Raw genomic sequence first — 11815 nt, 5'->3', positions numbered from 1 at the left:
TTCACTCCCAATATGATTTAGTCCAGTGTACACAAAAACCCTGAGCAGTAGACTTTTTTTTAGTGTCTACTACTCAGGGTACAGTTTATGTCACATAACGCGTTTAAATAGCTTCTCGAGCTCGTACGTGCTCCACTTCACTAAAATCGGACGTCCGTGCGGACACGTGTACGGAGACGTCGTCTGATTCAAATCGTGAAGCAATTGCCGCATCATCTCGTGGTTCAACGGATGGTTCGCTTTAATCGACCGTTTGCACGCCATCAAAATCGACGCGTCTTCCCGATATTTAGCGATGTCAATGGAGCGATCCCGAATCGCCATCTCTATCAAATCACGGACCGTTCCTTCTAAATCATGTTGCGGGTACCACGTCGGAATCTCTCTAACGAGGAACGTATTGCCGCCGAACGGCTCCAATTCGAGACCTGCTTCTTTTAAAAGCGGAGTGACTTCTTCAATCGCGAGCGCCTCTTCTTGCGTGAACTCGAGCGTGAGCGGAAGCAGCAACAACTGGTATTCCTTGTCAGGATTCCCGAGCTGCTTGTAAAACAACTCATATTTGATTCGTTCCTGGGCCGCGTGTTGGTCGATGACGTACATCCCGTCCTCGGCACCACAGACGATATAACTCGCATGCAATTGACCGATGACGTCGAGCGGCGGCAACCGCTCTCCTTTCGTCTCGATTGTTTCCGATTCGACCGTCGACGCTATCGGCTCAGGCGCTTCATTGACGAGCGGGGTCGGCGACCAACGACTCGGTGACGTGACAGGCTCACGTGGAATTGGATAGTTCCACGTCGGCGCTTCTTCCGTGACCGGCGCCCGTTCAACCGTGAAATCAAGTCGCTCTTGTTCTGTCCGAATGACCGGTCGCTCTTTCGGTTTGACCGACGGGATTAAACGCTGTTCCCGGAGTGTCAGTTGGACCGTCTCACGAATCAACTGACAGAGCTCTTTCTCTTTTGAAAGCCGAACTTCTCGTTTCGTCGGGTGGACGTTGACATCGATCAGCATCGGGTCCATGTTCACTTCGAGGACAGCGATCGGATAACGACCAATCGGTAGCAGCGTGTGGTAGCCTTCGAGCACACTTTGGGTCAACGCGAAGTTCTTGATGCTCCGACCGTTCAAGATGAGCGTCACGTACTGCTTGTTCGAACGCGTCACTTCCGGACGGACGAGATGGGCGCTCAAACTATAGTCGTTCGTCTTACTCGACGCCGTGACAATTTGGGCCGCGACTTGTCGGCCATAGATGGCGAGCATGACTTGTTTGATGTCTCCGTTCCCGCTCGTCCTGAGCAGTTCCTTGTCTTCATGGAACGCCGTGAGGCGCACTTCCGGGTGGGACAAGGCGATCCGGTTCAACGTGTCGGTGATGCTCGCCAGTTCCGTCGCGGACGTTTTCAAATACTTCAATCGGGCTGGTGTATTATAGAACAATTGACTGACGGCTATCTCCGTCCCGACGTTCGCCGCGGCCGGTGTTTGCGCCGTGACAACGCCGCCTTGAAGCGTCATCTCGAACCCGTCTTCCTCGGCCCGGCGTGACTTCAGCGTCACATGGCTGACCGAAGCAATTGAGGCGAGCGCCTCCCCACGAAAGCCGAGCGTGCGAATCCGGAACAAGTCGTGCTCGTCCCGAATCTTACTCGTCGCATGACGTAAAAAGGCGCGCGGGGCGTCCTCTTCATAAAACCCGTGCCCGTTATCGCGGACTTTAATGAGACGGATGCCCGCTTCCTCCAAATCGACTTCGATTTTGGTGGCGCCGGCGTCAATCGCGTTCTCGACGAGCTCTTTCACGACCGAGGCCGGCCGCTCGACGACTTCGCCAGCCGCGATACGGTTGGCCAGTTGTTCCGGTAACTCCTGTATGATTCCCATCGACTCACCCCTTCTTCGCGGATTGTTGGAGCGCATAGAGCGCTTGCATCGCCTCGATCGGGTTCATCGCCAACAAATCGAGTTCGAGCAATTGTCGTTTAATCTCGTCTTCCCCCTCAAAGAGCGACAGTTGGGCCACGGGTTCTGCCGTTCCCGGATGTTCAACAGCTGCCCGTTCCGGTTTCGAGTCCGTCTCAAGTTGAGACAAGATGGTCCGCGCCCGTTCAATCAAATCACGGGGCAATTCAGCGAGCTCAGCGACATGAATCCCGTACGACTTATCGGCCCGCCCCGGATGTACTTCATGTAGAAACACGACACGCCCGTCTCGCTCGATGGCGCGGACGTGAACGTTCTCAAGAGCAGGGATCGTGTCTTCGAGCACGGTCAGCTCGTGATAGTGGGTCGAGAACAACGTCTTCGCTCCAATTGTCGAAGCGATGTATTCGACGATAGCCTGGGCGAGCGCCATGCCATCATACGTCGACGTCCCCCGACCGATCTCATCGAGCAAGATGAGGCTGTGTTCGGTCGCCTCTGTCACCGCTTGGCGTGTCTCCGTCATCTCAACCATGAACGTCGACTGGCCGCTCACCAAGTCATCGGCCGCACCGATGCGGGTAAAGATTCGATCAAACAATGGAATCTCAGCCGCTTCAGCCGGCACGAACGACCCGATTTGATGCAAGATGGCAATCAAGGCGAATTGACGCATATACGTCGATTTACCGGACATGTTCGGTCCGGTGATTAAGAGCATGCGCCGCGTGTCGTCGAGCGTCAAATCGTTGGCGACGTATTCACCGCGTGGTAGCACCGTCTCGATGACCGGATGACGGCCACGATCGATTTGGACGTTCGTCGACGTCGTCGGCCGGACATAGTCACGTTTTTCGGCGACGATGGCGAGCGCGAGCAAGACGTCGAGCTCACTGAGCGAGCGCGCCAGTTGTTGGAGCGGTTTCGTCTCTTGCTTGACTTGGTCACGCAAGGCGACGAATAAGTCATACTCGAGCGTACAACTCTTCTCTTCAGCCCCGAGAATGAGCGCTTCTTTCTCTTTTAGCTCGGGTGTGACGTAGCGCTCGGCATTCGTCAGCGTCTGTTTCCGTTCGTAACGTCCCTCTTCGAGCAGACGGGCGTTCGCTTTCGTCACTTCCAAGTAATAGCCGAAGACACGATTATAGCCGATTTTCAGCGACTTGATGCCGGTCGCGAGCCGCTCTTGTTGCTCGAGATTGGCAATCCATGTCTTTCCGTTCGCTTTCGCCTCGAGCAGTTCGTCGAGTTCGGCCGAATAGCCGGCACGAATCATCCCACCCTCTTTAATCGAGATCGGTGGCGCCTCGACAAGCGCTGCCTGGAGCATGCTGGCCAAGTCGTCAAATGTGTCGAGCGTATCATCGATTTGACGAAGCCGTGAGGCCGTGACGCCTTCGAGCAAGGCCCGCACCGCCGGGATGCGCTCGAGTGTGTTCCCGAGTTGGACGAGGTCACGGGCGTTGGCCGTCCCGTAACCGACTTTGGCGACGAGCCGTTCGATATCGTAGACGTGACGTAGCTGTTCACGCAACTGGTCACGAAGCATGAAGTCATCGACCAAGTTCTCGACCGCATCTTGTCGGTCCCGAATCGCCTGCTCGGTATAGAGCGGCTGTTCGAGCCAACGTTTCAGCAACCGTCCCCCCATCGCCGTCGTCGTCTCATCAAGCAAGGCGAGAAGCGATCCTTTCCGTTCACCGGACCGGGCCGACCGGAACAATTCCAAGTTCCGGGCCGTGTTGGCATCGAGTTGCATATGGGCCTCGACTTCATAGGCGACGGCCGGTTGGAGATGATCGAGGGCGCGTTTTTGCGTGCGCGTCAAATAAGCGAACAGCAATTCAAACGCGCTCACTTGCGCCTCATCTTTCGCTCCGCTCGACAACGGGCTCGCTAGCCGCTCTGTCTGCACCGACAACGGAATGCCGAGTGATGAGAGATGGTCTGCCAACTCGGCGTCATCAACGATGATTTCACTCGGGACCAACCCTTCGACTTCACGTAGGACGGCCTCACGCGACGGTAAGGTCGTCAACCAAGATTCACCTGTCGTCACATCGCCGCGGGCAATCCCGAAACGGCCTGCTACGTTCACGACCGATAGTAAATACCGGTTCTCTTTCTCACCGAGTGCAGCCATGTATGTACCTGGCGTGATGACTTGGATGACTTCACGTTTGACGAGCCCTTTCGTCGCTTTCGGATCTTCCATCTGTTCACAGATGGCCACGTTGAATCCTTTTTCGATCAGTTGTTCAATGTAGATAGCGGCCGAGTGATGTGGTACGCCACACATTGGAATCGGGTGCTCAGCGTTCTTCCCGTTTTTCGCGGTCAATGTCAACTCAAGTTCTTTGGCGACGATTTGGGCATCTTCAAAGAACAGCTCGTAAAAGTCACCGAGCCGGTAGAAGAGAAAGGCGTCTGGATAATCGGCCTTGATTGAAAAGTATTGTTTCATCATCGGGGTTTGATGTATCGTTTCCATTCGTGTTCACCTCTAGAAATTAGAACAGCTGACCAAAGGCCAGCTGTCTGTTTGTTAGTATCCGCAGCCGCCGCGTGATTTCTCCGCTGCCATACCGCTTCCTGTTTTACCGGCGAGAACGTCACCGTCCGTCGACTCGATAATGCGATCTGTCACCGAGTTGGCGAGTGTGACCGTCACGTATTGAAGCAAATCGTTCACTTCGACTTGCGTCTCCTGAAACGCCTGGACAACCGGGATCGAATCGAGTTCGTCCATCGCCTTGTCGATTTTCAGCTCAACTTTGGCGAGCGCTTCCGTCTTCCCGTAGTGCTTGCAGTTGACTGCTTCTTTTTGTAAGTATTTGATACGTTTAATCAACGTTTGAACGCGTTCACTTTCGTTCACTTTCGTTTCCGCTTCTTTGAAGCGGGCCACTTCCGGCGTGCTCGCCAATAAGTCGGCTAATTCTCTCGCTTTTTGAATCACAGTTTGATCAGTCACCATCGTAAACCCCTTTGCTCTCTATGATTGAACGCACGTCTTGACGCACGCAAGTATTCCTCATCATTCTACCACGAACTTATGGCAAACGGTACCGCATCGATTCACTTCGAGACGGTCGCCGTCCGAACCATATCGACGTGAGGAATCCCGTCCTCTAAGTACTCCTCGCTCGTTCGTGTGAACCCGAAGCTCGCATAGAACGGCTCCACGTATGTCTGTGCTTGCAAGTACAAATCGCGATCCCCAAAGTCAGCCACGGCTTCTTGCATCAAACGCCGCGAATGGCCTTGTCCCCGATGCGTCGATTTCGTGACGACACGGCCGATGGCGACCGGCGACTCCTCCTCGAGGACACGTAGCGCCGCGATCGGGCGACCATCAGCCTCAATCCAGTAATGGACCGCCGCCACGTCTTTCCCATCGACTTCTTGATATGGGCAATCTTGTTCCACGACAAAGATTTCGGTCCGGAGCGCCAATAACTCATAGAGTTCTCTCGTCGTCAATTCGTCAAACCGTTTTTTATGCATCTCCACTTGTCTCCCCTCATAACTTCGAACCGAGCGCTCGGGCGACATGAAGCCCGCTCGTCATCGCCCCGATTGTGCCTGCCCCCGGAAATACTGTATCCCCGCAGACATACAGGTTCGGCAAGGTTGTCCGGTAGCTCGCCGCATGGAACAAAGCTTGTTGCGGTGTTTGGGCATAACCACCGACCGCGCCGTGCGGACGTTTCGTATATTTCACCCACGCCCCCGGTCCTCCGGGCAACATGACAGACGATTCGCCGTTCCAGTCCGGGAACGCTCGACTCACAACCGAGACGAGGCGCTCGGTCCAATCTGTCTCTAGTTTCTCATACGTCGCCTTGTCTTTCCAAGCCTGCCACTCTGTCAAATCGATATGGGTCGAGACGGTGACGGTCCGTTCCGGTCGCTCGGTCCGGAGCGAATCATCTGCGGCTGACATCGAGATGAAGGCGTGTCCTGACGGTAAGTCATCGCTATACACTTGTTGGAACAGCGGACGGTTCATGCATATCGCTTCGGGTAACGTGACGTACAGACTGAACGTTCCCCATTGCGAGCGCTTTAAGTGACGCCCGTACTGCTTGCTGAATTGACGTGACGTATCTCCGCTCAGCAGTTGAGCGGTCGCCTCGAGCGGGATGGCGGAGACGACGACATCGACGAGGTCGAGCCGGCCCCGCCGATCGGTCAAGAGCCAACCGTCCGCCACGCGCTCGAGTTTGACGATTTGTCGTCCGAGAAGGGTTTGTCCGCCGTCTTTTTGAATCGAGCGCTCCAAGGCGTGAGCGAGCGTGTACAAGCCGCCATCGACGTAAAATGCCCCTTCGTGGTAAATCGATAACGCGACGGCCGCGAGCAAGTGACTCGCCTCGCGAGCTCCGGTCTGAAGACTATCGAGCAAAATCCCGTCGATGACCCGTTCGAACGCCGTCCCGTTCAATCGATGCCGTTTTAACGTTGTACCGAGCGGCCGGTATAACTTCCGAAACGCACGTAGTTGCGTCGGTCGAAAACCACGTATCGCAACCGATGCGTCATGAATCGTTCGAAACGGCAACGCCGGTAGCGTCTCAAATAAAGGACGGATCGTCTCAAAATCGGTCCATACTTCATTCAAGAAGGCACGAATCCGCGGAGCGAGCTCGGGAAACGTCGATTCAAGTTCAAGTAAAAAACGAGTCGGGTCTTGATAATAGCGGACCGTTTTCACGTCCACATGAATCTGCATCACCTCGGTTAACGGGCGAACGTCAATCGTTTCACCTAAGTAGGACAAGACTCGCTCATGCAGGCCGCCTGGTTCAAATCCCATCCCGAGCGTCGCCCCGGCTGGGAACCGGTAGTCACCGCGCTCGAACTTACCGGCGCAACCACCCCACTCCTGCGATGATTCAAACACCGTCACGTCATGACCAATCCGACTTGCCAACGCCCCGGTCGTCAACCCGGCAACTCCTCCACCGATAATCCCGATTCTCATTCCTCATCCCCTCCTGACTTCATCATACATGGGTTCCTTGTATCCGAGATGTTTCGACGTGTTTCGGGAACATATTCAAGCTCTAGGCAGGGTTCTGCCAGAAGATGGCGAAAAAAATCGATAAAGGACAGGTGAAACTATATGCGAAGTCGGGTCATCATTTATCTGCTCATCCCTATCTTAATTTTTATCGGCATTCTCATCACCCCGCCATCGGAAGAATCACAAAAATTGGCCACGATGACGGCTGTGAATATTCAAGAGATGATTCCGTATGAACGCGAGTACACGGCACAAAAAGTGTTACTCAAGGAAGTGAACGATGGCTGCGAGGCAATTATCGAGGAGTGGCGACTCGAACGCGGGGCGCGCACGACTTATAGTTACGTGTTACGACTCCAAGGGTTCGATACGGTGATTCAAGTCGATGCTGGGGCGGCCAACACGCGTTCGGACGGTTATTATGCCATGCAGGCGCACAGTCCCGTCTTCGAAGCGGACGAACCGCTGTCGACCGGTTATCCGATTGTGCTCTTCGCCAGCGAGCAACGGCTCGTTTTAAACCAGATGGAAGTTCGTGTTCTTTATGAAGAAGACGGTAAGATTGAAAAATGGCACATCCTTGAATCTGAAAAATCTTAAAATAATATGAACAACGTCGAAGACATCAAGCGTGAAGCGAGAGCCTTGCTCGACAGCGGGCCAGAGGCTTGGGCGGACGAGACGATCGAGATGAAACGATACTTTCTGACCGATGTGCTCGATGACTTGATTGGATGCACAAGTCGTGCAGAGGGCTTGTTCATCGCGAGCGCCCTCGCCGCATTAGTCTGTGAGTTCATCCTGCGCACGAATCGACAATGGATGGGCTCCTCCAAATGGACATACCGCGCTCTCGACCGCTACGATACGCATGCAGCCCGAGAGCTCGTCGCTGCCCTCGAACGCTATTATCAAACGAACGAACCCGACGCGCTCATCCGTTACGTCGATGAGACGCTCTCCCCGTTCGGCGGCCGGTTGTTCGCCGGATTCAGCCGCGGGAAATCAAACGAAGCGTGAGGGTACTCCATGTTCTTTCTTCAAATGTCCGGTTTCCCTGGGTCCGGCAAATCGACGCTGTCTCGGGAAATCGCTCGACGACTGGATGCGGTCATCGTCGATCACGATGTCACGAAGACGGCACTGCTTGAATCGACTTCACAACACCGTTTATGCATACGCTTACAATTGATACGGACCGCCCCCTCGAGACGTATTTACCTGACGCCATCGCCTATCTCCAGGCGATGGATTGACCACCTGAAGCATCCTGTGACTTTTTCTTAGATGTATTTTTTTAATCGTTTTTGTATTTTTATGCTTTACAATTAATAATCATACATATACACTTAGTCTCATATCTTGAAGGAGGAATTCATACATGAAAAGGTGGGTCATTACAGGGGGATTAGTGGCAAGTGCATTACTAGCAGGATGTAGCCAAGAGACGACGGGCGAAGAGAAAAAAACACTCGTCATGGGGACGAGCGCCGATTACTTCCCGTATGAGTTTGTCGATACGGCGAACGGGGATGAGATTGTCGGATTTGATATCGAGATCGCCGAAACCGTCACGGAACGCCTCGGCTACGAACTCAAAATTGAAGACATGGACTTCGGCAGCCTGCTCGGGGCACTAAACGCCGGACGTGTCGACTTCGTTATGGCCGGTATGACGCCGACCGAAGAGCGGAAAGAAAATGCCGCCTTCTCGGATATCTACTTGTCGGCGACGAACTTAGTCATGACGAAAGATGAGTCACTCGAGTCGATTGAGGCGCTCGCCGGCAAGAAAATCGGCGTCCAAACCGCTTCGATTCAAGAGAACATCGCCAAAGACCAAGCTCCGGAGGCAGAGCTCGTCTCATTGAACAAGATTCCAGAGATCGTCCAAGAGTTGAATACGGGTCGGATCGACGCGATGGTCATCGAGGACACGGTCGCCCAAAAATACTTGGACCAAGATGCCGGACTGTACACGTTCGCCTTGAAAGAAGATGGCGAGAAAGGTTCAGCAGCCGCCTTTAAATTGGAGGACGACCTTCGCGATCAGTTCAACGAGGAGTTGAACAAGATGATTGACTCAGGTGAAATCGACAAACTCGCCAAAAAATGGTTCTCGATGGAGCCGACGGAATGAGACCAGTCTCGCTGCCGATTTATCCAGTCACCTATCCAGACGGGTACCGTTTGAATCAAAACGAGAGCCAGTTCCCGGTGCCGTCCCGCCTCTATGACCAGCTCGCGACGATTTCGTTCCAAGACTTGCATGAGTATCCGGTCCAACCGATTGACGAGTTGTTCACCCGTTATGCGGCCTACGCCGGTGTCGAGCCGAATCAATTGCTCGTCGGTTGCGGCAGTGACGAGATGATTCACGTCGTCACCCAGGCGCTGTTGGCACCGGAAGACGTCGTCTTGTCACCGAGCCCGGATTTCGCACTCTATCCGATCTTCACGACAATCGCGCACGGCTGGCACGTGCAAGCCGATGACCTGTCATATGACGCACTCGTCCAGGCGATCACGCAACACACACCAAAGCTGTTGCTGTTGTCGAATCCGAACAACCCGACCGGAAAATTGTGGAGCGTCGCTGAATTGGCCGAACTCGCGGGACTCGTGCCGTACTTGATCGTCGACGAAGCCTATATCGACTTCACACCGACGTCGAGCATGGTGGCCCATCTTGATTCATTTGCGAATGTGATTGTACTGCGGACGTTATCGAAGGCGTTTGGCCTGGCCAACGTCCGCCTCGGTTTCATGGTCACGACGACCGAACTCGCCGCTTATTTCCGTCAGTTCGTCCCGCCGTTCAACATTAGCGGTGTCAGCGCGAAAATCGCCAACATGTTCTTACAAGATGCGACGTATCTCGATGAGGCCATCGCATGGCACGCCGACATGCGCGGACAGTGGACCGACTTGTTCGCCACCATCGGACACGTCCATCCCGCCGAGGCGAACTTCATTTACGTCACGCTCGATGAGCCGGAGGCCGTTTGGGCCCACCTCGTCGCGCATGGCGTTCACACATCGAAACAACCGAACGGGATTCGCATCACGCTCGGCAATGAATCTGCTCTCGAAGCAGCACGTCAGGCACTAGTCACCTACGCGTCACAACCGACAGCATAAGCAAACGACCCGACATCACGTCGGGTCGTTTCGTCATGGTATGAACTTGAGCACTTTCGCCGGATTCCCCCCGACGACGGCACGGGCTGGCACGTCTTTCGTCACAACGGCGCCAGAGGCGATGACGGCATCGTCCCCGACTGTCACCCCTGGGTTTAGAATGGCACCGCCGCCAATCCATACCCGATGTCCGACCGTGACCGGTTTCCCGTATTCAAGACCCGAGATTCGTTCGATCGGGTCGAGCGGATGCGTCGCTGTATACACGTGCACACCCGGACCGAGCATGCAATCGTCACCGAATTTGATCGGACAGATGTCGAGGAATACGCAATCAAAGTTAGCGAAGAACCGTTCTCCGAGATGAATGTTATAACCGTAGTCGCATTTGAACGTCGGCTCCAAATAAAACGAACTTCCGGTCGAGCCGAACAGCTCCGCTAACACTGCTTTTCGGTCGTCGAGTTCATCGATCCCGGATCGATTAAATCGTTCCATCAAACGCCGGGCCTGACGCCGGTCGGCGACGAGTTCCTCGTCTCCGGCCAAGTAAAGCTCGCCCTGAATCATCTTTTCTTTTTCAGTCATCTGCATCTCCCCCTATTCTGTCATCATTATAGAGGAATTTCTAGCGAAATGGGGAATAGGAACATGACGAACTAGAGGAGGAATAGACAGATGAAACGAATTCTTGACTGTAGAGCCAGTGATTTCTTGACGTTCAACCGCTCGGATTTGATTGGATCGATTCGCAAAGCCGAAGGCCGGACCGTACTCGCCGAAGTCATCCCGACCGTACAACCACTCTATCCGGAAGTGACGAACGCCGAACTCGCGCGGGCGTTCGGTGCCGACATGATTCTTTTGAACATGCTCGACGTGTTCCACCCGTACATAAAAGGTCTCGAAAGCCACGCCTTGTTTGGAAATATGCCGGGCGAGACGATGTCTGACAATCCCATCATGGAATTGAAGCGGCTCGTCGGTTTGCCGATTGGGGTCAACCTCGAGCCGGTCGACTTTTCCGAGAAATCGGAGGACATGTATGATGTGAAACAAGGACGGCTCGCGACACGGGAAGCGTTCGCCAGAGCGTCAGAGCTCGGTATCGACTTCATCTGCCTGACCGGAAACCCGAACACCGGGGTGACGAACGAGGCGATCGAGCAAGCCATCATCAACGCCCGCCAAGAGTTCGCGGGCGTCATCATCGCCGGGAAAATGCATCAAGCCGGCGTCGGCCGTGTACTCGATCAAGAGGCGTACGTCCGGTTTGCTGAAGCCGGGGCCGACATCATCTTGATTCCAGCGCCCGGCACCGTTCCTGGCGTCCGCGAAGATGAATTCTATGAAGTCACGCGCGAGATTCAGGCGCTGGATAAACTTGTCGTCGCCGCCATCGGCACTTCACAGGAAGGATCCGATGAAGCGACGATTCGTGACATCGCCTTGTCCTCGAAGCGCGGTGGGACGGACATCTTCCATATCGGCGATGCTGGGCTGTCCGGAATCGCCACACCGGAGAATATTCAGGCGTTATCGATTGCGATTCGGGGACGGCGCCATACGTACATTCGTATGGCCGCCTCGGTCAACCGCTAATCAAAAGGAACGAAGCCGTTTGTGAACTGCTCCCCGTCAAGTAGACAGGGCAAATAATGAAAACCAGCCTAGGCGGCTTGAGTCCTGTATTCGACAGGGCTCAAGCCGTTT

11 protein-coding genes and 1 pseudogene are annotated in these 11815 nt (G+C 54.4%); 6 read left to right on the top strand and 6 right to left on the bottom strand.

From position 1 onward, the window contains the following. Positions 1 to 90 precede the first annotated feature (90 nt). From mutL to KNP02_RS14605, 5 genes are all read right to left on the bottom strand, one after another. Positions 91 to 1893: a DNA mismatch repair endonuclease MutL gene (gene mutL, locus KNP02_RS14625; protein ID WP_214710264.1), complete on the bottom strand. Its 1803-nt coding sequence runs from the start codon at positions 1891 to 1893 to the stop codon at positions 91 to 93. Positions 1894 to 1897: 4 nt separating this feature from the next. Then, positions 1898 to 4423, bottom strand: coding sequence for a DNA mismatch repair protein MutS (gene mutS / locus KNP02_RS14620; protein ID WP_214710266.1), 2526 nt, complete (start codon positions 4421 to 4423; stop codon positions 1898 to 1900). A 54-nt stretch (positions 4424 to 4477) separates the two neighbouring features. Beyond that, positions 4478 to 4909 carry a YlbF/YmcA family competence regulator gene (locus KNP02_RS14615; RefSeq protein ID WP_021067281.1) on the bottom strand — a complete coding sequence of 144 codons (432 nt, stop codon included), beginning with the start codon at positions 4907 to 4909 and terminating at the stop codon, positions 4478 to 4480. A 101-nt stretch (positions 4910 to 5010) separates the two neighbouring features. Further along, positions 5011 to 5439, bottom strand: coding sequence for a GNAT family N-acetyltransferase (locus tag KNP02_RS14610; protein ID WP_084592900.1), 429 nt, complete (start codon positions 5437 to 5439; stop codon positions 5011 to 5013). A gap of 16 nt (positions 5440 to 5455) precedes the next feature. After that, positions 5456 to 6919 carry a phytoene desaturase family protein gene (locus KNP02_RS14605; RefSeq protein WP_214710268.1) on the bottom strand — a complete coding sequence of 488 codons (1464 nt, stop codon included), beginning with the start codon at positions 6917 to 6919 and terminating at the stop codon, positions 5456 to 5458. Between the two features lie 141 nt (positions 6920 to 7060). Here KNP02_RS14605 and KNP02_RS14600 point away from each other — a divergent pair, with 141 nt between their 5' ends. The 5 genes and pseudogenes from KNP02_RS14600 (at position 7061) to KNP02_RS14580 (ending at position 10102) form a co-directional block, all read left to right on the top strand. Further along, positions 7061 to 7561 (top strand): hypothetical protein, encoded by a 501-nt coding sequence (locus KNP02_RS14600; RefSeq protein ID WP_214710270.1) that lies wholly within the window; start codon positions 7061 to 7063, stop codon positions 7559 to 7561. 6 nt (positions 7562 to 7567) lie between these two features. Beyond that, positions 7568 to 7981 carry a nucleotidyltransferase gene (locus tag KNP02_RS14595; protein ID WP_214710271.1) on the top strand — a complete coding sequence of 138 codons (414 nt, stop codon included), beginning with the start codon at positions 7568 to 7570 and terminating at the stop codon, positions 7979 to 7981. Between the two features lie 9 nt (positions 7982 to 7990). Further along, positions 7991 to 8134: pseudogene (locus KNP02_RS14955) on the top strand (P-loop nucleotide/nucleoside kinase family protein); the annotation flags it as partial. Between the two features lie 208 nt (positions 8135 to 8342). After that, positions 8343 to 9101: a transporter substrate-binding domain-containing protein gene (locus KNP02_RS14585; protein WP_214710276.1), complete on the top strand. Its 759-nt coding sequence runs from the start codon at positions 8343 to 8345 to the stop codon at positions 9099 to 9101. Next, positions 9098 to 10102 (top strand): pyridoxal phosphate-dependent aminotransferase, encoded by a 1005-nt coding sequence (locus KNP02_RS14580; RefSeq protein WP_214710283.1) that lies wholly within the window; start codon positions 9098 to 9100, stop codon positions 10100 to 10102. The genes KNP02_RS14585 and KNP02_RS14580 overlap by 4 nt, the downstream gene beginning before the upstream one ends. Before the next feature lie 33 nt (positions 10103 to 10135). On the opposite strand, the gene KNP02_RS14575 is transcribed toward KNP02_RS14580, so the two are convergent. Beyond that, positions 10136 to 10690 (bottom strand): maltose acetyltransferase domain-containing protein, encoded by a 555-nt coding sequence (locus KNP02_RS14575; RefSeq protein ID WP_214710285.1) that lies wholly within the window; start codon positions 10688 to 10690, stop codon positions 10136 to 10138. 90 nt (positions 10691 to 10780) lie between these two features. On the opposite strand from KNP02_RS14575, the gene KNP02_RS14570 reads away from it, so the two are divergent. Continuing rightward, positions 10781 to 11704, top strand: coding sequence for a DUF7916 family protein (locus KNP02_RS14570; protein ID WP_214710292.1), 924 nt, complete (start codon positions 10781 to 10783; stop codon positions 11702 to 11704). The last annotated feature ends 111 nt before the right edge of the window (positions 11705 to 11815 follow it).

Origin of the sequence: Exiguobacterium sp. s40, assembly GCF_018617905.1 — a bacterium.
Taxonomy (GTDB): Bacteria; Bacillota; Bacilli; order Exiguobacteriales; family Exiguobacteriaceae; genus Exiguobacterium; species Exiguobacterium mexicanum_A.
This window is presented reverse-complemented; position numbering and strand designations above follow the sequence as displayed.